Below are 26,592 nucleotides of genomic sequence, written 5' to 3' on the forward strand. Positions count from 1 at the left end.
GGTCCGTACGCAATGCGGACCGATCCGTGTGCGGCGCCGCCCCCTCCCGTGGTCCTGCACTCACTGTGATGCGGTGGGCGGGCCGAAAGGTTGCGGGCGTCCGGTCAGGCGGCGGCACCTCCGGTCCCGGGGGCGGCGTCTCCGGTCCCGGGAGCGCTCTCCAGGACCGCTTCGACGTCGACCTCGACGTCGACCAGGTTGCCGACCACCGTGCCGCCCCGGTCCACCACGTCGTTCCAGCTCACGCCGAAGTCCTGGCGGTTGATCCGGGTGCTGGCGGTGAATCCGGCGCGCCGCCGGGGGCCCAGGTCGCGCCCGTCCTCCCACCACGGGGTGTCCCACTGCCCGAGGTAGGTCACGTCGAAGGTGACCGGGCGGGTCACGCCGCGGATGGTGAGCCGGCCCGTGACCTCGAAGCCGCTCGCGCTCACCTGGTGGACCTGTGATCCGACGAAGCTCCAGGTCGGGTGGTGCTCGACGTCGAAGAAGTCGGCGCTGCGCAGATGCGCGTCCCGCTCGGGCGAACCGGTGTACACCTGGGTCGCGTCGATGGTCGCCTCGACCCTGGCCTGCTCCGGAGCGTCCGGGTCGACCTCCAGGAAGCCGTGCACGTTCTTCAGCTGGCCGCGCACGTAGGTGACCATCATGTGTCTCGCGCGGAACTCCGCACCGGTGTGGCTGGGTTCGAAGAACCATTTCGTGGTGGCCATGGCGACTCCGTGGGGTAGTGGCCGGCGGGTCCCCGAGATCCCCTCCAGCCAGCGTAGGACGAAGCCGGCCCGCGGTCGTCCGGACGGCGGCCGACCCGCACCGCGGCCTCCCCCGCACCGCCGCCTCCCCCGGACCGGCAGCACCACCGCGGCCGCCCGCCGGACTGGCAGCACCACCGCGACCGGGCCAGGCTGGTGGGGACGGACCGCCCAGCCGAGGAGGCAGGTATGACCGGCGAGCCGATCCCGGGGATCGACCCCACCGCGGTGCCCAGCGGCGAGGGCTGCGCGGAGTGCCTGGCCGGCGGCGGGTGGTGGTTCCACCTGCGGCGCTGCGCGGCCTGCGGCCATATCGGCTGCTGCGACTCCTCCCCGGCCCAGCACGCGACGAAGCACGCCCGCGGGGCCGGCCACCCGTTCCTGGTCAGCTTCGAGCCCGGCGAGGACTGGTTCTGGAACCTGGAGACCGGCGCGTACTACGAGGGCCCGCCGCTGGCACCGCCCACCGCCCACCCGGCCGACCAGCCCACCCCGGGCCCGGCCGGCAAGGTCCCCGCCGACTGGCAGTCGCGGCTGCACTGACGGCCCCGCGGCCGCACCGGCGGCCCCGCGGCATTCGGCCGGGCACAGCCGAGCCGGACACAGCCGAGCCGGACACAACCGAGCCGGTCACAACCGAATCGTTCCGGCGGCCCCTTGCGCCTCGCGAGGGGCCGCCGGGCGCTGTCCGCCCGCCCGGACACGGCGGAAAACCGGGCGACTCCCGCGGGCTTGATCCTCTACGGTGAACGCGCCCAGGGCGGCCGTTTACCGCCCGTCGACGTGGCGCGACCAACGCGCCCGCACCCCAGGGGGTCCCCTGTCATGACGCGCACCCTTGTCGTAGAGCTCCACGCGCACCTCGGAGAGACGGTCACCGTCTACGGGTGGGTGAACACGCTCCGACTCCAGCGGCGCATCCAGTTCGTGCTGGTCCGGGACCACACCGGTCTCGTGCAGGTCACCCACCTCCGCGGTGGGGAGGGCGACGCCGTCGAGGCCGCCTTCGAGGGCGTGACGGTCGAGTCCGCCGTGAAGATCACCGGAAAGGTCGTCGCCAACCCGCAGGTCAAGCTCGGCGGGCTGGAGATCGTCCCGTCCCGGGTGGAGGTGGTCTCACCGGCCGAGCCGAAGCTGCCGATCGACGAGAAGACCGGTATCGACCAGCGCCTGGACTGGCGCTTCCTCGACATCCGGCGCCCCTCCCAGCACCTGGTCTTCGACGTCCAGACGACCGTCGAGCGGGCGATGCGCGAGGTGGCGGCCGAGGAGGGCTTCACCGAGCTGCACACGCCGAAGCTGATGGGGACGGCCTCCGAGTCGGGCGCCGAGGTGTTCGAGGTCGGCTACTTCGGCCGCACCGCCTACCTCGCCCAGTCCCCGCAGTTCTACAAGCAGATGGCCATCGCCGGCGGCATCGACCGGGTCTTCGAGATCGGGCCGGTGTTCCGGGCCGAGCCGTCCTTCACCTCCCGGCACGCCACCGAGTTCACCGGGGTCGACGTCGAGATCGCCTGGATCGACGGGGTCGAGGACGTGATGGCCTTCGAGGAGCGGATGCTGCACCGCGTCCTGGCGGCCGTGGCCGAACACCACGGTGCGGCGATCGCCGAGCACTTCGGCACCGCGGTCACGGTCCCCGGGCTGCCGTTCCCCCGGATCACGATGGCCGAGGCACTGGCCCGGCTCCGCGCCACCGGCTGGGACCGGGAGGGCGCCAAGGAGGACCTCGACCCCGAGGGCGAGCGCGCGCTGTGCGCCCTGATCGCCGAGGAGACCGGGCACGAGTTCGTCTTCGTCACGCGGTTCCCGGCCGCCGTACGGCCGTTCTACCACCTGCGGCCCGAGGACGACCCGACCGTCACCGAGTCCTTCGACCTGCTGTGGAACGGCGTGGAGATCACCACCGGCGCCCAGCGCGAGCACCGGTACGACCGTCTCGTCGCCCAGGCCCGGGAGAAGGGCATGGACACCGGGCCGCTCTCCGGATACCTCGACTGCTTCCGCTACGGCACGCCGCCGCACGGCGGGTTCGGTCTGGGGCTCGGCCGGCTGCTCATGCTGGCGCTGGGCCTGCCGTCGATCCGTGAGGCGACATTCCTCTTCCGGGGCCCGCACCGGCTCGAACCGTAGGACTCGAACCGTAGGACTCGAACCGTAGGACCCGAACCGCAGGACTCGAACCCTGGACGGGGACGGACGGCCGGAACGACGGAACGGGCCGCGCCCGAGGAGGTCTCTTCCTCGGGCGCGGCCCGTTCTTTCGTGTCCGTCGGCCGTCGTGTCCGTCGGCCGGATTCCGTCAGCTGCGGCGCAGGGCCTCGGTGAGCCGGTTGGCGGCTTCGATGATGGCCTGGGCGTGCAGCCGGCCCGGGTGGCGGGTCAGGCGCTCGATGGGGCCGGAGACGGAGACGGCGGCCACCACGCGGTTGGACGGCCCGCGGACGGGGGCGGAGACGGACGCGACGCCCGGCTCCCGCTCCCCGATGGACTGGGCCCAGCCGCGGCGGCGGACGCCGCTGAGCGCGGTGGCGGTGAAGCGGGCGCCCTGGAGGCCTCGGTGGAGGCGCTCGGGCTCTTCCCAGGCCAGGAGGACCTGGGCGGCGGAGCCGGCCTTCATCGGCAGGGTGCTGCCGACGGGGACGGTGTCGCGCAGGCCGGAGAGTCGTTCGGCGGCGGCGACGCAGATGCGCATTTCGCCTTGGCGGCGGTAGAGCTGCGCGCTTTCCCCGGTGACGTCGCGCAGGTGGGTGAGGACGGGGCCCGCGGTGGCGAGCAGTCGGTCCTCGCCGGCGGCGGCGGAGAGTTCGGACAGGCGGGGGCCGAGGATGAAGCGGCCCTGCATGTCCCGGGTGACCAGGCGGTGGTGTTCGAGTGCGACGGCGAGTCTGTGGGCGGTGGGGCGCGCCAGACCGGTGGCGGCGACCAGCCCCGCCAGCGTGGCGGGGCCCGACTCCAGTGCGCTGAGCACCAGAGCGGCCTTGTCGAGAACGCCGACGCCGCTAGTGTTGTCCATAGCATGATATTGCAGTCTCAGGTAGCGAGACGCAAGTCCGTTTCGATGTTCGCCATCCTCTCAGATACCCGCAAAGCGGCTCTTCCGGGACTCCGTATCTCACATGCTGGATGCGTCGGAGGGCGCGCCGCGGCACCGGAACCGCGGGCGGCGAAACGGCGGGGGGAATGGCGGGAGAAACGGTGGGGGGATCGGCAGGGGAAGCGGCAGGGGAAATGAAAAAAGCCCCTGCCGTGTCACTGTCGGACACGGCAGGGGCCGTAAGAAGAATTCGGCGGCGTCCTACTCTCCCACAGGGTCCCCCCTGCAGTACCATCGGCGCTGAAAGGCTTAGCTTCCGGGTTCGGAATGGAGCCGGGCGTTTCCCTCTCGCTATGACCACCGAAATGATCGGGCCGGGCAATTGCTCGAAAGCATTGCCTTCGCCTCGCTGCAAATCATAGCAGGAGGGAAAACGAGGGGATTCCGCGGCCTCAGCGGCCGGCGTCCGTCGGGCCGGTCCACGGGGCCGGCCGGGCCGGGTCCGGTGCCGAGCCGGGCAGCGGGCTGGTGTCCAGGTACCGGGTCTCGTAGACCCGCTCGGTGAACCGCCAGCCGTCCGCCGTGCGCCGGTACCGGTCGTGGTAGATCGCGTGGTTGATCCCCTGCCGGCCGTCCTTGAGGCGCGCGAGCTCGTACATGTGGGCGCGGCCGGTCGCGGTGTCGCCGTCGATCACGACCGCCCCCGGGTGGGTGTTCTGGATGAAGAAGTCCCACTGCTCCTGGAGCTTCTCGCCGCCGGCCCGGATCTGCTCCGGGCCGGTCAGCTCGATCGGGACGTCGGGCATCCGCAGCACGCCGTCGGGGGTGAACAGCGCGGCGAGGCGGGCGCGGTCGCGCATCATCACCGCGTCGGTGAACTCGGCCTGCAGGGCCGTGATCTCGACGCGGTCGGCGATCGCCTGGAAGTCGTTCATCGGGTTCTCCGTTCCGTTGCACAGGTACGACGGACAGGACAGAACAGCCGCTCGAAATGTGACATGAGCGGGAAGGCGTCACATCCCGGGCCGCCGCGCTGTCATAGGAGGAGCGGAGAGCCGTCGAGTCGAAGGGGTGGGGACACGGTGCGGGAAGCAGGGGGCGGCACCACGACCGAGCCGGGCCCGGGCGCGATCATGGGCGAGCGGCGCCGGCTGATCGACCTGGCGTACCGGCTGCTCGGTTCGCCGGCCGACGCCGAGGACGTGGTGCAGGAGACGTACGCCCGCTGGTACGCGCTGCCCCGGCGGGAGCGGGAGGCGATCGTCTCGTCCGGCGGCTGGCTGACCACGGTGGCCAGCAGGATCTGCCTCAACCGGCTCGGCTCGGTCCGGGTGCGGCGGGAGCGCCACGTCGGCGGGTGGATCCCCGGGCCGCTGCCCGCGCGCCGGGAGTGGACGGACGCCGCGGCCGACCCGGCGGCCGACCCCGCGGCCGACCCCGCGGCCGACCCGGCGGCCCCGGCGGCCGACCCGGCGGCCGACCCGGCCGACCGGATCACCCCGGACGGGACGGTGAGCACGGCCTTCCTGGTGGCCCTGGAGGCCGTGACCCCGGCCGAACGGGTCGCCTTCGTCCTGCACGACGTCTTCGGCCACCCCTTCGTCGAAGTGGCCGCGATCGTCGGCCGCAGCCCGGCCGCCTGCCGCCGACTGGCCGCCTCCGCCCACCGCCGGATCCGGACCGCGCAGGCCCCGGCCGCGCCGGGAGCCTGATCACCCGCGTCCGGCGGGTGCGCCACCCGGAGAGGCTCCGGCCGTGGACACAGGGGCGGCCGATCCGGAGCCGTGCGCGGGTGTGAGGCTCCTCGCGCCGGGCGGGCGGGGCCCCCGTCCGGCGCGCGTCCGTCGTGTCCACGCCCGTGCGCACACCATCGAGCCCACCCCTGTGCGCCGATCGTCCAAAAACCGACCGATAAGGTGTTAATCCAACATTCATCCATGCCGCATAGCCTCCGGGGGCTAGCCTCATGCTGAACGTCATCGTCCGACCGGGAGGCGAAAGCCCCGTGCAAGGCACTGTCACCACACCAGGCGGCTCCACGGTGGCCGGGGGCCAGGGCGAAGCGTTCCTGCTCGTCGTGGACGACGAACCCAACATCCGCGAGCTGCTCTCCGCCTCGCTGCGCTTCTCCGGCTTCCGCGTCGCCTCCGCCGCCAGCGGGACCGAGGCGCTCGAACTGGTCGCCGCCGAGCGTCCGGACCTGGTCGTGCTCGACGTGATGCTCCCCGACCTCGACGGCTTCACCGTCGTCGAGAAGCTGCGCGAGCGCACCAGCCGCGGACAGATAGCCGGCCCGGCCCACGGGCACCCCGGCGACCACCTGCCGGTGCTCTTCCTCACCGCCAAGGACGGCGTCGGCGACAAGGTGCAGGGCCTGGCCGCCGGGGCGGACGACTACGTCACCAAGCCGTTCAGCCTGGAGGAGCTGATCGCCCGGATCCGCGCCATCCTGCGCCGGGCCGGCGGGCCCGCCGAGGACGGCCGGCTGATCGTCGCCGACCTCAGCCTCGACCCGGTCGCCCACGAGGTCACCCGGGGCGGCACCCCGGTCTCGCTCTCCCCGACCGAGTTCAAGCTGCTGTACTACCTGATGGCCAACGTCGGCCGGGTGGTCTCCAAGTCGCAGATCCTCGACCACGTCTGGGCCTACGACTTCGGCGGGGACCTCTCCATCGTCGAGTCGTACATCTCCTACCTGCGCCGCAAGCTCGACTCCGGCCCGGCGCACGGCCCCAAGCTGATCCACACCGTGCGCGGCATCGGCTACGCCCTGCGCCGCCCCCCGCAGGGCTGACCGGGTCCGCTCGTGCTCGCCCGCTTCTCCGCCCGGATGTCGCTGCGCGCCCGGCTGCTGGTCCTCGTGCTCGCCCTGGTCACCACCGGGCTCGCGGTCAGCGACACCTTCGTGCTCGGCACCGTCCGGAGCCAGCTGGTGCAGCAGCTGGACGAACAGCTCCAGCGCTACGGGCCGCCGCTCTCCCGCAAGCCCCCGGGCCAGCTGACCGCGCAGACCGCAGGCCGGCCCGCCGTCGCCGGCCGGCGGGTCAGCCTGCCCAGCCAGTACCTGGTGCAGTACCTCTCCTCGGACGGCAAGGTCCAGGCGCTGATGCGCCAGCCCGTCTCGGACAGCGACCCGGCGCCCCAGCTGGAGGGACTGGACCCGACCCGTACCGCCCCCGACGTCCCCTTCGACCTGCCCGACCAGCGCGGCCAGCACCGCTGGCGGGTCCTGGTGCTGCCGCTCCAGACCCCCCGCGGGCAGGCCGCCAACCCCAGCGCGTACGCCTCGCCGGCGGTCACCCCGACCCACGTCATGGTGGCGGTCTCCCGCGAGGACATCGACGCCACGCTCGGCAAGCTGCGCACCTCCTTCCAGGCCATCGGCGGCGGCGTCCTGGTGGTGATCGCCGCGCTCGGCCTCTTCGCCGTACGGGCCGGGCTGCGGCCGCTGCGCCGGATCGAGGAGGGCGCCGAGCGGATCGCGGCCGGCGAGCTGTCGCACCGGATGCCGGAACTCTCCCCGGGTACCGAGGTCGGCCGGCTGTCGGTCGCGCTCAACGGGATGCTCACCCAGATCGAGGCGGCCTTCGCGGCCCGCGCCGAGTCCGAGGCCCGGATGCGGCGCTTCGTCGCCGACGCCTCGCACGAGCTGCGCACCCCGCTGGCCGGGATCCGCGGCTTCGCCGAGCTGTACCGGATGGGCGCGCTGCCCGCCGAGGCCGACGTCAAGCGGACCATGACCCGGATCGAGAGCGAGGCCGACCGGATGGGCGCCCTGGTCGAGGACCTGCTGGTGCTCGCCCGGCTGGACGAGGAACGCCCGCTCGACCTCGCCCCGATGGACCTGCGCACCCTCGCCGCCGACGCGCTGCACGACCTCACCGCCCTCGACCCGAGCCGACCGGTCGCGCTCACCGGCCCGGCCGGCACGGGCGCGCCCGGTGCCGCGCCCGTCATCGGCGACGAGGCCCGGCTGCGGCAGGTGGTCACCAACCTGGTCGGCAACGCGGTCAAGCACACCCCGCCCGGCACCCCGGTCCGGATCGGGGTGGGCACCGACCCCGGTGGCGTCTGCCTGCTGGAGGTCGCCGACTCCGGCCCGGGCCTCACCGAGGAGCAGGCCCAGCGGGTCTTCGACCGCTTCTTCCGGGTCGACCCCTCCCGCAGCCGCGACAACGGCGGCGGCGCCGGCCTCGGCCTCGCCATCGCGACCGCCCTCACCCGCGCCCACGGCGGCACCCTCACCCTGCGCACCGCCCCGGGCGAGGGCGCCACCTTCCGCGTCGAACTGCCCTGCCAGCACTGACCGGATTTCCTGCGGGTTCGCCCGAATGTCGGGAATTCCGGCCTTTGCGCAGCGGACCGGCCCCGACTTTGTCGACTCGTCAATTCCCCGGCGAACCAGGAAGACACGGTGCCCGGTCATTGCCGGAATCCGGCATGGAGCGTCAAGAATGCGTATGCCTATGATCGGTGCTGCCCGGCCGTCGGAAACCCTTCCGGTCGAGGCTTTTGCTTTCCTGCAGGCCCGAAAGGGGTCATTGTGAAACTCCGCCGTTCGCTGGTCTCGGCCGCCCTCGTCGCCGCCGTCGTCTCGCCCGCCGTGGTGCTCTCCGCGGCACCCGCCTTCGCGGAGTCGGCCTCCGCGGCGCAGACCCGGAGTGACAACGGCTCGATCGCCGAACTGGAGCGGGCCGCCGCCGACGCCGCCAAGGCCTGGACGGCGGCCGTCGCCAACGAGGCCACGGTGCGGGCCGAGGCCTCCGCCTTCCTCAACGACTCGCAGCCCTACCAGGGCAAGTACCAGGAGGCCAAGGCCGCCGCGGTGAAGGCCGCCGCGGCCAAGGACGCCGCCAACAAGGAGGCCGAGGAGGCCTCCTTGGCGTACGGCTCCGCCAAGGAGGAGGACCTGCCCAAGGCCAGGGAGCGGATGCTCAAGGCGATCGACGCCGCCAACGCCGCCATCGCCGCGGACGCGAAGGCCAAGGCCGCCGTGACCGCCGCCGGGAACGCCCTGGACGACGCCCGGGTCGAGGCGTTCCGGCGGATCCACACGGCGGACCAGGCCACCAAGGCCGCGGCCGCCGCCAAGGCCGCCGCGGACCAGGCCCTCGCCGAAGCGAGGGCGGCCGCCGAGAAGCCGGTCGAGAAGCCGGCCGAGAAGCCCGCCGAGAAGCCGGCGGAGCAGCCCGCGGCGGTCACCCCGGTCTCCAACACCACCACCACGGCCAAGACCAGCACCACCGGCAGGTCGACCGCCTCGACCACGTCGAGCACCTCGACCACGTCGACCAGCCGGGCCACCACCGGCTCGACCACCGAACTCGCCGAGACCGGCTCCAACCCGGCCACCCCGTACCTCGCCCTCGGTGCCGGCCTCGCGATCAGCCTCGGCGCCGCGGCCCTCTACGTCTCCCGCCGCAAGCCGGCCACCCGCCCCACCTCCTGACCCACCCCGGTCGCGCCCGCTCGGGAGGACGGCGCGACCACCCCGGAACCGCAGGACAGGCCCCGGCCCGTCCTGCGGTTCCGGCGTTCCGGCCCCGAAACTCCTCGATCGAGTGAATCAATCGCGTTCATCCGGCCGGCCCCTCGGCCGTGTGCGACCGTCCAGCCGTTGCCCGTGCGGACTCGCGCGGGCTGATCACACTGGACGGGAAGTGGGGTGTGTCCATGAGCGTGCTCGTGGCTGAGCGGTCCGCGTCGTTCAAGCGGGACCTTTCGGAGTGGCGGATCCTGCTGGTCGCGTGGCGGCTGCTGGTGCTGCAGGCGGCGGACCCGGTGGTGTCGGCGGGGATGGCGGAGCACTCGACGTACCGGGCGCACCCGTGGCGGCGGGTGGAGCACACGCTGGGCAGCGGGCGGCGGCTGTTCTACCAGGACGCGCAGTCGCTGCACCGGGAGGTCGCCCGGCTGGAGCGGGCGCACAAGCGGATCCGGGGGACGGGGCCGGACGGGCGGCCATACGACGCCGGGGACGCGGCGACCAGGGCGTGGGTGCTGTTGACGCTCTTCGAGGGCGTGGTCGCGATGCGTCGGCTGGGCGGGGACCCGTACGACGCGCAGGAGATGGCGCAGGCGTACGCGGAGTTCCGGGAGGCGGTCGCCGCCTTCGGCCTCCCGAAGGGCGAGATCCCGGAAACCGTGGGGGAGTTGCCGGCCTACTTCGCCCGGTACGCGCGGGAGCGGCTGGAGTTCACCGAGGCGGCGCGCCACCTGCTGGACGATCTGCTGCGGGAGGCGCCCCGGCCGCGCCGGCTCCGGTTCCTCGGTGACGCGGGGTGGCGGGTGGTGCGGCTGGTGGTCGCCCGGGTGATCCGCGAGCTGACGGTGGCGGACCTGCCGCCGGCGGTGCGGGAGCGGTTCGGGGTGGTCCGTACCCGGCGGGCCGCGCTGCTGTCCGCGGTGCTGCACCGCGGCGCCGGCGCCGTCGTCCCCCTCCTCCCGGACCGGTTGCGCTACCGCTCGCCGGAGCCGTCCCGGCCGCCGAAGCGCCGCCACCCGCACCGGGACGGCCGCGGGCCCCGGCTGGACCGCTTCTTCCGCGAGGTGCTGGACCAGACCGGCGACGGCTTCATCACCGTGCACGACCTGCGGGCGATGGCGCACAACGTGTGCTGGCAGCTGGAGCTGGACGAGGCCGGTGAGGCCCGGGTGTACGAGGCCTTCGACAGCTGGTGGGAGCAGCTGCGCGCGGTGATGGACGCCGACGGGGACGGGAGGGTCGACCGGGACGAGTTCGTCGCGGCCACCCTGTCCGGCCTGGACCGGGACGAGGCCTACCTGGAGCGGGGGCTGCTGCCCGCGCTGCGGGCGGTGTTCACGGCGGCGGACACCGACGGCAGCGGTTTCCTGGAGTTCGACGAGTACCGCACGGTGTTCGGCGGGTCGCGGGTGCACCCGGCGGAGTTGTCGCACGGTTTCCGCCGGCTGGACGCCGACGGGGACGGGCGGATCACCCGGGAGGAGTTCCTCGCCGGTTTCACCGGGTTCTTCACGGCCCGCGCCGACTCCGCCCCGGGGACCGAGCTGCTCGGCCGCGCGTAGCGAGGCGCCGGTAGCACGCGGATCCGGCCGGGGCGACCGGGTCGCGGGCCTGTCAAGCGCCGGTTCGGCCAACACGGTCCGGCCGTCCGCCCCGTCGTTCGTTGCCCCGGTCCGCGGTGGGTCCGCAGACTGTGCGGACCGCACCGCGGGCCGCGGCGCAGCGCACCGGGCTGTCAATCCCACCCCACCTGCAGTTCCCCCGTAAGGATGGTGGATACTGCTCCTTGTGAACGTGTTCACGTTCACAAGCGGACAAGCTTGCGTAGTTGAGCAACGGTCTACGGCTATAGATGAAGTTTGTCCGGAAGATGCCCGTCGTCACGCGGGCAGGTTGGGAGAGAGGGCGACGTGGAACTGGCAATCGCTCACGAGACCATCGCGCGATGGCAATTCGGCATCACCACCGTCTACCACTTCCTCTTCGTCCCGCTCACGATCAGCCTGGCCGCGATCGTGGCCGGTCTGGAGACCGCCTGGGTGCGGACGGACAAGGAGAAGTACTTCCACGCCACCAAGTTCTGGGGAAAGCTCTTCCTCATCAACATCGCGATGGGCGTGGTCACGGGAATCGTCCAGGAATTCCAGTTCGGCATGAACTGGTCCGACTACTCCCGCTTCGTCGGTGACGTCTTCGGCGCCCCGCTCGCGATGGAGGCGCTGATCGCCTTCTTCTTCGAGTCCACCTTCATCGGCCTGTGGATCTTCGGCTGGGACAAGCTGCCGAGGAAGATCCACTGTGCCTGCATGTGGATGGTGGCCCTGGGCACCGTGCTCTCCGCCTACTTCATCCTGGCCGCCAACTCCTGGATGCAGCACCCGGTCGGCTACGCGATCGACCCGGTCACCGGCAAGGCCCAACTGACCGACGTCGTCCGGGTGCTGTTCCAGAACACCACCCTCGTGGTCGTCTTCCACACCCTGACCGCCGCCTTCCTCACCGGTGCGGCCTTCGTCGTCGGCATCGCCTCCTTCCACCTCTGGAAGGCCAAGCGCAAGCCGGAGACCGCCGACCCGAAGAAGACCGCCGCGATGCGGACCTCGCTGCGGCTCGGCCTGGTGCTCGCGGTGGTCTTCGGCGCCGGCACCGCGCTCAGCGGCGACACCCTGGGCAAGGTCATGTTCGAGCAGCAGCCGATGAAGATGGCCGCCGCCGAGGCGCTGTGGGAGACCCAGGCGCCGGCCCCGTTCTCGGTCTTCGCGGTCGGCGACGTCAGCAAGGGCCACAACTCGGTCGCCCTGGAGATCCCCGGAATACTCTCCTTCCTCGCCCACAGCGACTTCAGCTCCTCCGTCCCCGGCATCAACGACACCGCCGCCGCCGAGGCCGCCCAGCACGGCGGCGACCCCAAGGACTACATCCCGAGCATCTTCGTCACCTACTGGGGCTTCCGCCTCATGATCGGCTTCGGGATGACCTCCTTCCTGGCCGGCCTGATCGGCCTGTGGACCACCCGGAGGAAGCTCTTCCTGCGCCCCGAGTTCCGCACCGGCGAGACCGAGGTGCCCCGGCTGATGCTCACCCCCAAGCGCGAGCTGGGGCCGCTGCTGACCAAGTGGAGCTGGCGGATCGGCATCCTGACCATGGGCTTCCCGCTGATCGCCAACAGCTTCGGCTGGATCTTCACCGAGATGGGCCGTCAGCCCTGGGCCGTCTTCGGCCTGATGACCACGGCCAGCGCCGTCTCCCCCAATGTCGGCGTCGGCACCCAGATCGGGGCGCTGGCCACCTTCACCGCGCTGTACGCGATCCTCGCGGTCATCGAGGTCCGGCTGCTGGTCAAGTACGCCAAGGCCGGCCCGGTGGTGACCGAGCAGCCGCCCACCAAGGACCCGTCGCTGCGCGGACCGTCCTCGGACGAGGACGCCGACAAGCCGCTCGCCTTCGCCTACTGAGGCGCCGGGACACCGGGGAACTGAGGATCTGACATGCAACTCCACGACGTCTGGTTCGTGCTGATCGCGGTCCTGTGGATCGGCTACTTCTTCCTGGAGGGCTTCGACTTCGGGATCGGCGTGCTGACCAAGTCACTGGCCCGCAACACCGCCGAACGACGGGTGCTGATCAACACCATCGGCCCGGTCTGGGACGGCAACGAGGTCTGGCTGCTGACCGCCGGCGGCGCCACCTTCGCGGCCTTCCCGGACTGGTACGCGACGCTCTTCAGCGGCTTCTACATCCCGCTGCTGGTCATCCTGGTCTGCCTGATCGTCCGCGGGGTGGCCTTCGAGTACCGGGCCAAGCGCGACGGCGCCCGCTGGCAGCGGAACTGGGAGGAGGCCATCTTCTGGACCTCCCTCCTCCCGGCCTTCCTCTGGGGCGTGGCCTTCGCCAACATCGTGCGCGGCGTGGACATCGACGCGCAGAAGAACTACATCGGCACCCTCTGGGACCTGCTGAACCCGTACGCGCTGCTCGGCGGCCTGGTGACGCTCGCCCTGTTCACCCTGCACGGCTCGGTGTTCGCCGCGCTCAAGACGGTCGGCGAGATCCGCGAGCGGGCCCGCAGGGCCGCCCTGCTGTCCGGTCTGGTGACCGCCGTGCTGGCGCTGGCCTTCCTGATCTGGACCCAGGCCGACCACGGCAACGGCCGCAGCCTCGCCGCGATGATCGTCGCGGTGGTCGCCCTGCTCGGCGCCCTGGCGGCCAACCAGCTCGGCCGCGAGGGCTGGGCGTTCAGCCTCTCCGGGGCGACCATCGTGGCCGCGGTCGGGATGCTCTTCCTGGCGCTCTTCCCGGACGTCATGCCCTCCACCCTGAACCCGGACTGGAGCCTGACCGTCGGCAACGCCGCGTCCTCGCCCTACACGCTGAAGGTGATGACCGTCGTGGCGGCGATCTTCACCCCGCTGGTGCTGCTCTACCAGGGCTGGACGTACTGGGTGTTCCGCAAGCGGATCGGCGTCCAGCACATCCCCGGGCACAACCCGGCCGCCCCGCTCGACCAGGCCTGACGCCATGAAGCCGGTCGACCCCCGACTCCTCGGGTACGCCCGCACCACCAGGGCCTTCCTCGTCGGATCCGTGCTGCTCGGCGCGGTCGGCGCGGCCCTGGTGGTCGCCCAGGCGAGTCTGATCGCCGAGATCGTCGTCCGCGCCTTCCAGCGCGGGGCGACGCTCGGCGAGCTGACCACGCCGCTGCTGCTGCTCGCCCTGACGGCGGTCGGGCGCGGGCTGGTCGGCTGGCTCACCGAGCTCACCGCGCACCGGTCCGTCGCCCGGGTGAAGTCCACCCTGCGGCGCCGGCTGCTCGACCACGCCACCGCGCTCGGCCCGTCCTACCTGGCGGGCCGGCGCACCGGCGAACTCACCACCCTCGCCACCCGCGGCATCGACGCGCTGGACGACTACTTCGCCCGCTACCTGCCGCAGCTGGCGCTGGCCGTGGTCGTCCCGGTGATCGTGCTGCTGCGGATCGTCGGCGCCGACTTCACCTCGGCCGCGATCATCGCCGGAACGCTGCCGCTGATCCCGCTGTTCATGGTGCTGATCGGGATGGCCACCCAGTCCCGGATGGACCGGCAGTGGAACACCCTGGCCCGGCTCTCCCACCACTTCCTCGACGTGGTCGCCGGGCTGCCCACCCTCAAGGTGTTCAACCGGGCCCGCACCCAGGCCGCCACCATCGCCCGGATCACCGCCGACTACCGCCGCGCCACCCTGCGCACCCTGCGGATCGCCTTCGTCTCCTCCTTCACCCTGGAACTGCTCTCCACCCTGTCCGTCGCGCTGGTCGCCGTCACCGTCGGCTTCCGGCTGGTGGACGGCACGCTCGACCTGGAGACCGGGCTGCTGATCCTGGTGCTCGCCCCCGAGGTGTACTTCCCGATCCGCCAGGTCGGCGCGCTCTACCACTCCAGCGTCGAGGGGCTGACCGCCGCCGACGAGCTGTTCCGGGTGCTGGAGACCCCGCTGCCCGCCGCCGGCACCACCCCGGCGCCGGACCTCGCGGGTGCCGAGATCGCCGCCGACGGCCTGGTCGTCCGGCACCCCGGGCGCACCGAGCCCGCCCTGGACGGCGCCGGGCTGACCCTGAGCCCGGGCTCCAGCACGGCGCTCACCGGCCCCAGCGGCGCCGGCAAGTCCACCCTGCTGGCCGTCCTGCTCGGCCTCACCGCCCCGGACTCCGGCACCGTCCGGATCACCGCCGCCGACGGCCGCGTCCACGACCTGGCCGAGCTGGACCCGCAGAGCTGGCGGCGGCAGATCGCCTGGGTGCCGCAGCATCCGCACCTGTTCGCCGGGACGGTCGCCGAGAACCTGCGGCTCTACCGGCCGCAGGCCACCGACGAGCAGCTGTGGACGGCGCTGCGGTCCGCGCACGCGCTCGACTTCGTGACCGACCTGGCGGCCGTCCTGGGGGAGGACGGCGCCGGGCTCTCCGCCGGGCAGCGCCAGCGCCTCGCCCTCGCCCGGGTGCTGCTCGCCGACGACCGGCCGCTGGTGCTGCTGGACGAGCCGACCGCCAACCTGGACGGCGCCTCCGAGGCGGCCGTCGTGGACACCGTCCGGGCACTGGCCGCCGATCCGGCGCGCACCGTGCTGGTGGTCGCGCACCGGCCGGCCCTGCTGGCCGCCGCCGACCGGCGAGTACGGCTGGCGGGGCCCGCCGCCCCGCCCGCCCCGCTCACGGACGGCGGTCACCGCGGCGGTCACTACGACGGGAAGCACGGCGGTCACCGCGGCGGGAAGCACAGCGGGAAGCCGACCCCCGCCCCCGCCGTCGCCGAGGAGACCGGCCCCGAGGGCGGCACCACCCCCCGGCTGGCGCTCTCGATCCTGCTCGGCGCGCTCGCCCTCGGCTGCGCCGTCGCCCTGATGGCCACCTCCGGCTACCTGATCTCCCGGGCCTCCGAGATGCCGCCGGTGCTCTACCTGATGATGGCCGTCACCTCGGTACGGGCCTTCGGCATCGGCCGCAGCGTCTTCCGCTACGCCGAGCGGCTGGTCTCGCACGACGCGGTGCTGCGCACCCTCGGCACCCTGCGGGCCGCCGTCTACCGGCGGCTGAGCGCGCTCGCCCCGGCCGGACTGCCCGCCTTCCGGCGCGGCGACCTGCTCTCCCGGCTGGTCGCCGACGTGGACGCGATCCAGGACCACTACCTGCGCTGGCGGCTGCCGGCCGCGGTGGCCGGCCTGGTCGCGCTGGCCTCGACGGTGGCGATGACCGCCTTCCTGCCCGCCGCCGGGCTGGTGCTCGGCCTCGGGCTGCTGCTCGCGGGCGTGCTGGTGCCCGCCCTGGCCGCCCGCTGGTCGGCCGGTGCCGAACGGCGCCAGGCCCCGGCGCGCGGGCGCCTGGCCACCGCCGTGGTGGACGCCTTCACCGGCACCGCCGAGCTCACCGTGGCCGGCGCCCTGCCCGGCCGGCTGGCCGCCGTCCGCACCGCCGACGCCGCGCTGACCGGGCTGGCCGCCCGCTCGGCCGCCACCACGGCACTCGGCACCGGGCTGATCGCCCTGCTCACCGGGCTGACCGTGACCGCCGCGGCCGCCGTCGGCGTCCAGGGGGTGCGCGACGGGGTGCTGGCGCCGGTCTGCCTGGCCGTGGTGGTGCTGACCCCGCTGGCCGCCTTCGAGGCCGTCACCGGGATGCCGCTCGCCGTCCAGGCCCGCCAGCGCAGCCGCGCCGCGCGGGCCCGGCTGGACGAGGTGCTGAACGCTCCGGTGCCGGTCACCGAGCCGGCCGAACCGGTGGCGCTGCCCGAGCAGCCGCTGCCGGTCGCGGTGCGCGGGCTGACCGTCCGCCACCCCGGGCAGGCGGTGGACGCGCTCGCCGGGGTGGACCTCGACCTCGCCGCCGGGCGCCGGATCGCCGTGGTCGGCCCGTCCGGCTCCGGCAAGACCACCCTCGCCCAGGCGCTGCTGCGCTTCCTGGAGCCGAGCGCTGGGACGGTGCGGTTCGCCGACGGCCGTCCACAGGCTGTGGACAGCCGCGCGCTGGCGGGCGAGTCCGTCCGCCGGGTGATCGGGCTCTGCGCCCAGGACGCCCATGTCTTCGACAGCTCGCTGCGGGAGAACCTGCGGCTGGCCCGGCCGGAAGCGGCGGAGGACGAGCTGCGCGCCGCGCTGGCCGGCGCCCGGCTGCTGGAGTGGACCGAGGGACTGCCGGACGGCCTGGATATCATGGTCGGCGAGCACGGCGCCCGGCTCTCCGGCGGCCAGCGCCAGCGGCTGGCACTCGCCCGGGCCCTGCTCGCGGACTTCCCCGTCCTGGTCCTGGACGAGCCCGCCGAGCACCTCGACCTGCCCACCGCGGACGCCCTGACCGCCGACCTGCTGGCCGCCACCGAGGGCCGCACCACGGTGCTGATCACCCACCGGCTGGCCGGGCTGGACGACACCACGGTGGACGAGGTGCTGGTGCTGGACGGCGGGCGGGTGGCCGAGCGGGGCCGCTGGTCCGAGCTGGTCGCCGACCCGGACGGGCGGCTGCACGCGATGTGGCGGCGGGAGCGGGAGGCGGACGGACTGCTGGAGCCGGTGGGCCGGTAGCCGCGCGGCCCGTCGTACTGCCCGTCGTGCTGCCCGTCGCGCCGCCCTTCGGCTGAAAAGCGTACAAACTAGGCTTTCTCCATGGACCCCACGCCGGACCTCCCCGAGGCCACGCCCGAGCCGACACCCCATCGGGTGCCCGAGATCGCCTCGCTGGGGCTGGACACCCTGGTCACCGAGGTCGCCGAGCGCCTCCAGTCGGCCGCCGCGGTCACCGACCGGATGCAGCGGCTGCTGGAGGCGGTGGTCTCGATCGGGGCCGGGCTGGACCTGCACGCCACCCTGCACCGGATCGCCGTGGGCGCGGCCGAACTGGTCGACGCCCGGTACGCGGCGCTCGGCGTGATCGCCCCCGGCGGCACCGGCCTGGCCGACTTCATCCACGTCGGGGTCGACGACGGGACCGCCGGCGAGATCGGCGAACTGCCCGCCGGCCGGGGCATCCTCGGCGTGCTCATCGACCGCCCCGAGCCGCTGCGGCTGACCGACCTCGGCGCCGACCCGCGCTCCTCCGGGTTCCCCCCGCACCACCCGCAGATGAGGACCTTCCTGGGCGTGCCGATCCGGGTCCGCGCGGAGGTGTTCGGCAACCTCTACCTCACCGAGAAGAAGGGCGGCGGGGCCTTCACGCCCGAGGACGAGCAGGTGGTGCACGCGCTCGCCGCGGCGGCCGGTGTGGCCATCGAGAACTCCCGGCTGTACGAGGAGGGCCGCCGCCGCGAACGCTGGATCGCCGGCGCCGCCGCCGTCACCACCGCCCTGCTCTCCGCCGAGCAGGCCGAGACCGCGCTGACCGTCGCGGCCGAGCAGGTGCGGGAGCTGGCGGACGCCGCGCTCGGCATGATCCTGCTGCCGACCGGCCCGGAGGACGGCGACGAGGGCGACGGGCAGATGCGGGTCGCCCACGCCTCCGGTGAGCTGGCCGAGTTCGTGCGCGGCGAACTGCTGCCCAGGGAGAGCTTCGCGGCCCGGCTGCTCGCGGGGGAGAGCGTCTACCTGGACGACATGTCCAGCGACCCGACCGTGGTGATCCGGCTCGCCCGCCGCTTCGGCCCGTCCATGGCGGTGCCGATGGTCGCCGCCGGGCGGGTGCTCGGCGGGCTCTGCGTCTGGCGCCCCTGCGGAGCGGTGCCGTTCACCGACAGCGAGAAGCAGCTCGCCGAGACCTTCGCCTCGCAGGCCGCGCTCGCCCTGCGGCTCGCCGAGGGCCAGCGCGACCAGCAGCGCCTGGCCGTCTTCCAGGACCGCGACCGGATCGCCCGCGACCTGCACGACCTGGTGATCCAGCGGCTGTTCGCCACCGGGATGATGCTGGAGAGCGCCGCCCGACGGGCGGTCGTCCCCGAGGTGAAGGTCGGCATCGGCAAGGCGGTGGACGAGCTGGACGCCACCATCCAGGAGGTCCGCACCACCATCTACGCCCTCCAGCACGACAACCACGGCGACGCGCCGGACACCCTGCGCACCCGGGTGCTGCGCGAGGCCAGCCAGGCCGCGGCCGCGCTCGGCTTCAAGCCCGCGGTGAGCTTCGTCGGGCCGGTGGAGAGCCTGGTCGGCGAGAACACCGGCCGTCAACTGCTGGCCGCCCTGCGCGAGATGCTCTCCAACACGGCCCGGCACGCGCGCGCCTCCCGGGTCGGGGTGGAGATCGACGCCACCACCCACCTGGACGAGGACGGCCGCCCGGTGGGTGGCGACCCGGAGTCGCTGGACCGGGGCGGGCGGCCGGGCGTCCTGCTCACCGTGACCGACGACGGGGTGGGCATCCCGCGGGGCGGCCGTCGCAGCGGCCTGCTCAACCTCACCCGGCGCGCCGAGGCGCTCGGCGGCGACGCCTGGCACGAGAGCGGGCCGTACCGCAAGGGGACGATGGTGCGCTGGACCGCCCGGCTCTGAGCGTCCCAGGGCGGTTCCCGGCCGGTTGCCGGTCGGTTCCGGGCCGGTTCCGGAGCGGTTCCGGAGCGGTTCCCGATCGAGACGCGTGAAAGTTAAACGAGAGAGAACTTCCCGACCAACGGCGCAAGTTGTGAACGTTCTGGGCTTTCGGGGGCTCCGTGTGCACACATAGCTTTACTCCGCTCGGAGGGGAATCCGGAGGGCAACCGGACGGAGGGGGCAGTGAACGCTGCCGGCCGCGGCTACACCGCAGCAGGGGCAAGTCGAGGGGGGTTCCGCGCCGAACGGGCGGCGGACGGGCGCTACCGCTGGCAACTGAAGGCGCCCAACGGACGGGTGGTCGCGATCACCCCGGCCGCGTTCGAGACGGCCGGCGAGGCCGAGCGGGCCTTCGACGGCCTGCGGGTCGTGGCGGTCGAACTCACCGCGCGGATCACCCACGTGCGGGAGGGCATCGGCTGGATCTGGGTCGTCCCGGGTTCGCGGGCCCTGCCCGAGGTGCGCTCCAGCCGCGCGTACGAGCGGTACGCGACCTGCCAGAACGCCTTCCGGCGGTTCGTGGTGCTGCTCTCCAAGCAGCCGCCGCGCGAACTCCCGGAACCCGCGGTGCCGTTGAGACGCACCGATGGCCGCTGAGCGGCGCGGTCCGCGGCTGCTGATCGTGCCGGCGGCCGACCGCTGCCTCGGCTGGGCGCTGCGGGCCGCCAACGGTCGGCCGCTCGGGGTCGGGGTGCGGACCTACCGGAGCGAGGAGGAACTCGCCGAGTCGGTCCGGGAACTGCTGATCGAGCGGGCCGCGCTGCGATGTTCGGTCGGACAGTCCGAGGGGCGTCAGTGGGTCTGGGCCGCCTACCTGCCGGTGCGCAGCACCCGGCGGGGGGCGGCCGACGCCGTTCCGGTGGCCCGCAGCGCGCGGGGGTACCTGCGGCGGGACCAGTGCCAGGCGGGGGTCGAGGGGTTCCTGGCCGGACTCCAGTGGGTGGGGCAGGAGTTGCGACGGTCCGGGCGGGACGGCCGCTGGCCGCTGTGAGCGTTTGAGTCGATGACGGTCCGAGTCGGATGACGGACCGTCATTCCGGCGTTCCCGGAAGGGGATCCTCCATCGGATCCCGCTCCCGGAAGGGGATCCTCCATCGGATCTCCGTCCGTGCTGTTCCGGTGAAGGACAGGTTTCCGGCAACACTCCGAGCAGCCTCCTGGAGAAGAACGTCGACCGGGCTCGGAGCCCCGGCAGTGCCCCTGTCACGTGCACGCTGACCAGTGGCTAAACCTCGCCGAACCGATGAGTCGACATTCACCGGCCGGGCTCGACCTCTCTTCCGGCGGAACCTCCCCGGCGGACAGGATCGGCACTGCCGGCGAGGCCGCAGCGGACGCGGCCACACGGCCCCGAACTCCCGAACGGAGTACGGGTTTCACGCGATGTACGTCTCTCCCCCGGAGGAAGAGGAACATGCGTAAGACCGCTGCCAAGCTGCTCACCGTCGCCGCGCTGGCGACCTCCCTCGCCACCGTCGTCGGCGGCACCGCCGTCGCCGACCCGGCCACCGGTGTCACCCCGCGCGCCATCGACATCGTGGGCGTCGGCTCCGACACGACCCAGTCGGTGCTGAACCAGCTCGCCGCCGACTACAACGCGTCGCTGACCAGCTCCACCTCCCCGCGCCTCTACAGCTGGGACGCGATCCCGGCCGGCACCATCACCACCAAGACCGGTGCCACCGCGATCACCCGCCCGAACGGCTCCGGCGCCGGCATCACCGCGCTGAACGCCAACACCAGCGCCACCGTGGACTTCGCCCGTTCCTCGCGCGGCCCGGTGGCCACCGACCCGACCACCGACGACTTCGTCGCGCTGGCGCAGGACGCGGTCTCCTGGGCCGCCAAGACCGGTGGCAACGCCCCGGCGAACCTCACCACGGCGAACCTGAAGGACATCTACTCCTGCACGGTCACCAAGTGGAACCAGATCAGCGCGTCGCTCCCGAACGTCACGATCAAGCCCTTCCTGCCGCAGACCGGCTCGGGCACCCGTTCCTTCTTCCTGACCGCCATCAACGGTGGCGTCACCCCGCTCACCCCGGGCGCCTGCGTCAACAGCAGCGTCCAGGAGAACCAGGGCAGCGACACCCAGCTGAACGACGCCAACGCGCTGGTCCCCTACTCCGTCGCCCACTACATCGGCCAGGTGTACTTCGGCAAGGGCACCGGCGCCGACGTCCAGGGCCCGCTGACCATCCGCAACATCGACGGCAAGGCGCCGGTCGACACCGTGAACAAGGTCATCAGCGACACCTTCGTGGCCACCCAGTACGGCCGCGTGGTCTACAACGTCTTCCGTGACGCCGAGTGGAACGCCACGGACGCCCACGGCACCGCCCTGCGCGCCATCTTCGGCGCCGGTGGCTGGATCTGCACCAACGGTGCCACGGACATCCAGAGCTACGGCTTCCTGCCGCTCTCGCCCTTCGCCTGCGGCAGCGTCACCCACTCCTGATCGAACCCGCACCGCACCGGCGGCCGCAGGGGCCTCGCCCCTGCGGCCGCCGGCCCGGCCGAACCCCCGGACCGGGGAGCAGGGCGCACCACGGCCGTACAGCCGGGACCGTCCCTCCGGCACCCTCACCGGCCGTGCCGCCGGCCGCGTTCCGCCCCGCGGCGGCGCCACCCCGCACGAGCTTCCTCGAACCGCACCACCGATCACCTCTCCTCTCCCTCTCCCAAGGAGTTCGGCATGTCCCGCATCAGTGCCCGCCTCGCCGCGACCGGTGCCACCGTCGTCCTCGCCCTGACCGGTGTGAGCGGTGCGGCCGTCGCCGACACCACCGCCACCCCGGCCTCCGGCCAGGCCGTGATCACCACCGACGTGAGCTTCCTGGCGGACGCCGCGCTCAACGGCATCCTGGTCATCCCGCTGCAGCCGGCCGACCCGAAGCTCGACGCCGACACCGGCCTCACCGTGACGCTCCCGGTGACCGACGGCGCCGCGAACATCCCCGGCTTCTACGGGCACGTGCAGTTCGGCGGCGGTCTGCTCTTCATCAACCTCTCGACCGGCAAGAGCGTGACCTTCAAGCAGCTCGACTTCTCGGTGGCCAAGGGCTACTTCACCGCCGTGCCGAACGGTTCGACCACCCCGGTGCCGCTGCTGGACCCGCGCGGCAACAACGTGATCGGCCGCACCGGCACCACCCAGACCCTGAACTCCTCCAGCTTCCAGGTGGACGCGGCCGGCGCGAACTACCTGGACACCAACCTCGGCACCACGTACTTCAAGGGCGGCCAGCAGATCGGCTCGCTCGCGCTGTCCTTCACCCCGGCGAGCTGATCCCCGCTCCACCCGGCCGCAGATCGGAGGGCCCGCGCCTCGGCGCGGGCCCGCCGCATGCGGATCTTCCAACTCCGGTACGGAGTCGCCGCGTTGTGGTCTCGTACACCTGGCCGACCGGATCCCGCCATGTCCGGCTGGCCGAATAGTACGCACGGAATCGTCCGTCCCCAGCGCGATCCGACGCCCTCGCGCCGCTCCCTCGGCGGCCCGCATCTCCCGGAGGCCTCGCATGAGAACCCGCGTACCCGACCGAAGAGGTCGGGGAAGGTGGCGCCGTCGACTACCGGCCCTGGCCCTCGCCAAGGCGGTGGTGGCGGCGCTCGCTGTCATTCCGATCGGGTTGGGCGCGGCGCCGCAGGCTCACGCCGACTCCTCGACGACCGTGACCGGTCCGAAGGTGTGGATCCCGGCCGCCGGAACGTACGGCGACGAGGGCAGTGTGACGGTCTCCCAGACGGCCAACCTGACCAACCAGGTGCTCCAGGTCTCCTGGAGCGGCTTCACGCCGACCGTCACCCAGAGCGGCGGCCCGGTGACGACCACGCCCGTGGAGTCGACCCTCAACCTGTACGCGGTCCGGGTCTACCAGTGTCGCGGAACCGACCCCGCCGTGACGGACTGCTACGGCAGCACCCTCTACGGCGGCGACCGCGAGGCGGGCTTCGAGCAGCCGGCCCGCCCGGTGCACACGGAGACGCCGGACTGGCCCACGAACATGGTGCTGGCCCCGACCGGCCCGGACGGCTCGGGCACCGCCTCCATCGAGGTGTGGAGCGCCAAGGAGAGCACCACGCTCGGCTGCGACGCCACCCACCCCTGCTCGATCGTGGTCGAGCCGAACTACGGCGGCGACCCGACGGACCTGTACAACATCCGCGGCGGCAAGGCCGACTGCAACGACCACCGGATGGACAAGGACAGGTTCTACAACGCCGCTTCGGACGGCGTCATGAAGCCCGGCCGGATCAACTCGAAGACCAAGAACCGCACCAGCGAGCAGTGCGCCTGGCTCAACCGGACCGTGGTCCCGCTCTCCTTCGCGCCCACCCCGGACTCCTGCGTCGCGAGCGCCCAGGACTTCGGCGCCGCCGGCCTGGAGATGGCCAACCGGGCGATGCAGCAGTGGCGTTCGGGCCTGTGCCTGGGCGAGTCCCCGATGACCGTGGGCTACATCCCGGCCGGTGGCGAGCCGCAGGCCCGGTCGGCCTTCCTGGGCGGCAGCAGCAGCATCGACCTCGCGCTGACGGCCCGGCCGGACACGTCACCGCCCCCGCGGCCGTACGTCTACGCCCCGCTGGCGACGACCGGCATCTCCGTGACCTTCGTCGTCGACGACCCGAACACCGGTCGGCAGATCAAGGACATGAAGCTGAACGCGCGGCTGCTGGCCAAACTGCTGACCCAGTCCTACGCGTCGCCCGGTGCCGACATCCCGTCCGTGGCCGGCAACCCGATCTGCCTCTTCACCGACCCCGAGTTCAGGCAGCTGAACCCGGAGACCCCGGAGAACGGGATCAGCTGGCCGACCAGCTGCGGCGGAGCCCTGACGATCTTCCCCGGTGTCCCCGGCGGTACGACGGACTTCACCTACCTGCTGACCTCGTGGATCGCGGCCGACCCGGACGCCGCCCGCTTCCTCGACGGCGAGCCGGACCCGTGGGGCATGCACGTCGACAGCTTCTACCTGAAGCCCCGGTTCACCGGCTACCCGGCCGAGGCCTTCCAGCCCCAGGACATGTCCGGGACGAGCACGCCGCAGGACGGCGCCGACACGGCGCACTGGAAGCAGTTCGAGTGGGTGCCCTCCACCGAGGGCCTCTCCCGGGTCGCCCGCAACCAGGTCCAGAACCGCCCGAACTGCCAGCAGCCGACCTACAACGCCAACGGCGGGCACGACGCCTGCGCCGCGCAGCCGGCCGGCCAGCGCATGATGCTCGCCATCATGGACACCGCCCAGGCCAAGGCGTTCTCGCTGCCCGAGGCCACGCTGCTCAACCCGGCCGGCTCCTACGTGTCGCCGTCCACGGCCGGCTTCCAGGCCGCCGTCGCCGACATGCCGACCGACCCCGCCACCGGGGTCCAGCAGCTGCCCTACGGCACGCCCGACACCGCGTTCTCCCGTGACCAGCGGGCGTACCCGCTGAGCTACGTCCAGTACGCGATGGTCCCGACCGGCGGGGTGCCCGCCGCGAAGGCGGCCGTGATCTCCCGCTTCCTCAAGACGGTGACCACCACCGGGCAGACCTACGGCATCGCGCCCGGCCAGCTGGCCCAGGGCTTCCTCGCCCTGAACAACGCCCAGCGCCAGCAGGCCCAGCAGGCCGTCCAGCACGTCGAGGCCCAGGACGGCAAGCTGCCCGGCAACCAGACCGCCCCGCCGGCCGGGAACCCCGAACCGGGCACCCCGGAGAGCGGCAACGGCGGCTCGGGCTCCGGCGGCACCGTCGACGGAACCAGCCCGGTGAGCACCTCCGGCACCGGCACCACCAGCGCGGACGGCAACTCCGGCGGCACCGGCTTCGGTTCCTCCGGCGGCCTGTCCGGCGGCGGGCTCTCCGGCACCGGCTCCACCGGCTCCACCGGGACCGGCACGGCCGGCGGCGCCGCGGCCCCCGGTGCGGCGGCCGGCGGCAAGCCCGGCGCGAGCGCCGCGCCCTCCGGCGGCCCGCTCGCCGCGGCCCCGGTCGGCACCCCGGTGCCCGACCGGCCCGGCACCGCCCGGCTGCTGCTGCCCGTCGCGCTGATCGCCGGCCTGGTGCTGCTGGTCGGCGGACCGGCCGCGTTGTTCCTCGGCGGCACCCCGGCCGGGGCGAAGGTGCTGACCGGCGCCCGCACCCAGTGGTCGCGGCTGCGCCGCAAGTAGGAACCCGCGCTCGGCGGGGCCGCCGTTCCGGCCCCGCCGAGCGCTTCCTCCCGCCGAGGCAGCGCCCCGGACCCTCACCGAGCACGCCCGTTCCCGAGCACGGAGAGCACACATGACATCCGCCGCCGAGCCCGCGGCACCGTACGCCGGGGCGCCACGCCAACCCGACCACGGGCCCGATCAGGACGTCCCGCGCACCATCACCGCCCCCGCGACCCCGGGTGACCGGGTGTTCCGCGGTGTGCTGCGGCTGGCCGGCCTCTCGGTCTTCGCGATCATGGGACTGATCGCCTTCTTCCTGGTCCTGCGCGGCACCGACGCGCTGCGCGCGGTCGGCTGGTCCTTCCTGACCGAGCAGAAGTGGCAGACCGCCGCCCACAACTTCGGCATCGCCGCCGTCCTGCCCAACGGTCTGCTGATCGCGGTGATCGCGCTGGTCATCGCCGTCCCGGTGGCACTCGGCACCGCGATCTTCATCTCCGAGTACGCCCCGGTGCGCCTGCGCGCCGCGCTGATCTCGCTCGTCGACCTGATGGCGGCGATCCCCAGCATCGTCTACGGCCTGTGGGGCCTGTTCTTCCTCCAGCCGCGGATCATCGGCTTCGTCCGCTGGATGGCCAACCACCTGGGCGACGCCATTCCCTTCCTCAAGGTGCGCATCGGCGACATCGGCACCTCGTACACCTCCTCGACCTTCATCGCCGGCGTGGTGGTCTCCCTGATGATCATTCCGATCGTCACCTCGCTCAGCCGGGAGGTCTTCTCCCAGGCCCCGCAGGGCGAGCGGGAGGGCGCGTACGCGCTGGGCTCCACCCGTTGGGGGATGGTCCGCGCCGTGGTCCTGCCGTTCGGCAAGGGCGGCGTCATCGGCGCGGTGATGCTGGGATTCGGCCGCGCGATGGGCGAGACCATCGCCGTCGCGCTGATCATCTCGCCGAACTTCAAGGCCATCACCCACATCCTGGAGAACGGCGCCAACTCGATCTCCGCGCTGATCGCGCTGCGCTTCGGCGAGTCGGACTCGCTGTCGCTCTCCGCGCTGATGGCCGCCGGTCTGGTGCTGTTCGCGCTCACCCTGCTGGTCAACGTGCTGGCCGGGGTCGTCATCAACCGCTCGCGCTCCGGCGCCGCGACGGCGGACTGAGCATGACGAACCCCCGAACCGCCCGCGGGGACAGG

At 72.9% G+C, this 26,592-nt stretch carries 19 protein-coding genes, 1 rRNA gene and 1 pseudogene; 17 read left to right on the top strand and 4 right to left on the bottom strand.

Annotation, left to right across the window (positions count from 1 at the left end; translation table 11 throughout):
• Positions 1–104: 104 nt before the first annotated feature.
• Positions 105–710 (bottom strand): YceI family protein, encoded by a 606-nt coding sequence (locus tag ACZ6EM_RS12290; RefSeq protein WP_401051962.1) that lies wholly within the window; start codon positions 708–710, stop codon positions 105–107.
• A gap of 228 nt (positions 711–938) precedes the next feature.
• Between ACZ6EM_RS12290 and ACZ6EM_RS12295 the strand changes: the two genes are divergently transcribed.
• Together ACZ6EM_RS12295 and aspS are read left to right on the top strand one after the other, a co-directional pair.
• Positions 939–1,292: a UBP-type zinc finger domain-containing protein gene (locus ACZ6EM_RS12295; RefSeq protein ID WP_359905082.1), complete on the top strand. Its 354-nt coding sequence runs from the start codon at positions 939–941 to the stop codon at positions 1,290–1,292.
• Positions 1,293–1,574: 282 nt separating this feature from the next.
• Positions 1,575–2,882 carry an aspartate--tRNA(Asn) ligase gene (gene aspS / locus ACZ6EM_RS12300; protein WP_401051966.1) on the top strand — a complete coding sequence of 436 codons (1,308 nt, stop codon included), beginning with the start codon at positions 1,575–1,577 and terminating at the stop codon, positions 2,880–2,882.
• Between the two features lie 169 nt (positions 2,883–3,051).
• Here aspS and ACZ6EM_RS12305 read toward each other — a convergent pair whose 3' ends face one another.
• The 3 genes from ACZ6EM_RS12305 to ACZ6EM_RS12315 form a co-directional block, all read right to left on the bottom strand.
• Positions 3,052–3,765, bottom strand: coding sequence for an IclR family transcriptional regulator (locus ACZ6EM_RS12305; protein WP_030246527.1), 714 nt, complete (start codon positions 3,763–3,765; stop codon positions 3,052–3,054).
• A gap of 269 nt (positions 3,766–4,034) precedes the next feature.
• A 5S ribosomal RNA gene (gene rrf / locus ACZ6EM_RS12310) occupies positions 4,035–4,151 on the bottom strand.
• 87 nt (positions 4,152–4,238) lie between these two features.
• The gene (locus ACZ6EM_RS12315) at positions 4,239–4,721 is read right to left on the bottom strand and encodes a nuclear transport factor 2 family protein (RefSeq protein WP_380552482.1); all 483 of its coding nucleotides are present in this window, start codon (positions 4,719–4,721) and stop codon (positions 4,239–4,241) included.
• Between the two features lie 198 nt (positions 4,722–4,919).
• On the opposite strand from ACZ6EM_RS12315, the pseudogene ACZ6EM_RS12320 reads away from it, so the two are divergent.
• The 15 genes and pseudogenes from ACZ6EM_RS12320 to pstC all read left to right on the top strand — a co-directional run.
• Positions 4,920–5,489 (top strand): annotated as a pseudogene (locus tag ACZ6EM_RS12320) (sigma factor); the annotation flags it as partial.
• 302 nt (positions 5,490–5,791) lie between these two features.
• On the top strand, positions 5,792–6,580 hold the full coding sequence (locus ACZ6EM_RS12325; RefSeq protein WP_465772321.1) for a response regulator transcription factor: 789 nt from the start codon (positions 5,792–5,794) through the stop codon (positions 6,578–6,580).
• 12 nt (positions 6,581–6,592) lie between these two features.
• Complete coding sequence (locus tag ACZ6EM_RS12330) at positions 6,593–8,092, top strand: sensor histidine kinase (RefSeq protein WP_452180487.1); 1,500 nt, start codon at positions 6,593–6,595, stop codon at positions 8,090–8,092.
• 237 nt (positions 8,093–8,329) lie between these two features.
• Positions 8,330–9,235, top strand: a complete 906-nt coding sequence (locus tag ACZ6EM_RS12335) for an LAETG motif-containing sortase-dependent surface protein (protein ID WP_401049477.1) — start codon at positions 8,330–8,332, stop codon at positions 9,233–9,235.
• Positions 9,236–9,459: 224 nt separating this feature from the next.
• On the top strand, positions 9,460–10,833 hold the full coding sequence (locus ACZ6EM_RS12340; protein WP_465772322.1) for an oxygenase MpaB family protein: 1,374 nt from the start codon (positions 9,460–9,462) through the stop codon (positions 10,831–10,833).
• Between the two features lie 348 nt (positions 10,834–11,181).
• The gene (locus ACZ6EM_RS12345; protein WP_401049480.1) at positions 11,182–12,726 is read left to right on the top strand and encodes a cytochrome ubiquinol oxidase subunit I; all 1,545 of its coding nucleotides are present in this window, start codon (positions 11,182–11,184) and stop codon (positions 12,724–12,726) included.
• Positions 12,727–12,759: 33 nt separating this feature from the next.
• Positions 12,760–13,785, top strand: coding sequence for a cytochrome d ubiquinol oxidase subunit II (gene cydB, locus ACZ6EM_RS12350; RefSeq protein WP_465772323.1), 1,026 nt, complete (start codon positions 12,760–12,762; stop codon positions 13,783–13,785).
• Positions 13,786–13,789: 4 nt separating this feature from the next.
• Positions 13,790–17,323, top strand: a complete 3,534-nt coding sequence (gene cydD / locus ACZ6EM_RS12355; RefSeq protein WP_465772324.1) for a thiol reductant ABC exporter subunit CydD — start codon at positions 13,790–13,792, stop codon at positions 17,321–17,323.
• 81 nt (positions 17,324–17,404) lie between these two features.
• The gene (locus ACZ6EM_RS12360) at positions 17,405–19,219 is read left to right on the top strand and encodes a sensor histidine kinase (protein WP_401053441.1); all 1,815 of its coding nucleotides are present in this window, start codon (positions 17,405–17,407) and stop codon (positions 19,217–19,219) included.
• 222 nt (positions 19,220–19,441) lie between these two features.
• Positions 19,442–19,855: a YegP family protein gene (locus tag ACZ6EM_RS12365; protein ID WP_401053443.1), complete on the top strand. Its 414-nt coding sequence runs from the start codon at positions 19,442–19,444 to the stop codon at positions 19,853–19,855.
• A complete protein-coding gene (locus ACZ6EM_RS12370; protein WP_359914327.1) occupies positions 19,845–20,249 on the top strand; it encodes a hypothetical protein in 405 nt (134 codons plus the stop codon). The genes ACZ6EM_RS12365 and ACZ6EM_RS12370 overlap by 11 nt, the downstream gene beginning before the upstream one ends.
• A 423-nt stretch (positions 20,250–20,672) precedes the next feature.
• Positions 20,673–21,716 (top strand): PstS family phosphate ABC transporter substrate-binding protein, encoded by a 1,044-nt coding sequence (locus ACZ6EM_RS12375; protein ID WP_465772325.1) that lies wholly within the window; start codon positions 20,673–20,675, stop codon positions 21,714–21,716.
• Positions 21,717–21,953: 237 nt separating this feature from the next.
• Complete coding sequence (locus tag ACZ6EM_RS12380; RefSeq protein WP_387693984.1) at positions 21,954–22,547, top strand: hypothetical protein; 594 nt, start codon at positions 21,954–21,956, stop codon at positions 22,545–22,547.
• Between the two features lie 385 nt (positions 22,548–22,932).
• Complete coding sequence (locus tag ACZ6EM_RS12385) at positions 22,933–25,413, top strand: hypothetical protein (RefSeq protein WP_465772326.1); 2,481 nt, start codon at positions 22,933–22,935, stop codon at positions 25,411–25,413.
• Positions 25,414–25,525: 112 nt separating this feature from the next.
• Positions 25,526–26,557 (top strand): phosphate ABC transporter permease subunit PstC, encoded by a 1,032-nt coding sequence (pstC, locus tag ACZ6EM_RS12390; protein WP_359898082.1) that lies wholly within the window; start codon positions 25,526–25,528, stop codon positions 26,555–26,557.
• The last annotated feature ends 35 nt before the right edge of the window (positions 26,558–26,592 follow it).

The organism is Kitasatospora sp. NPDC041917 (genome assembly GCF_055589745.1).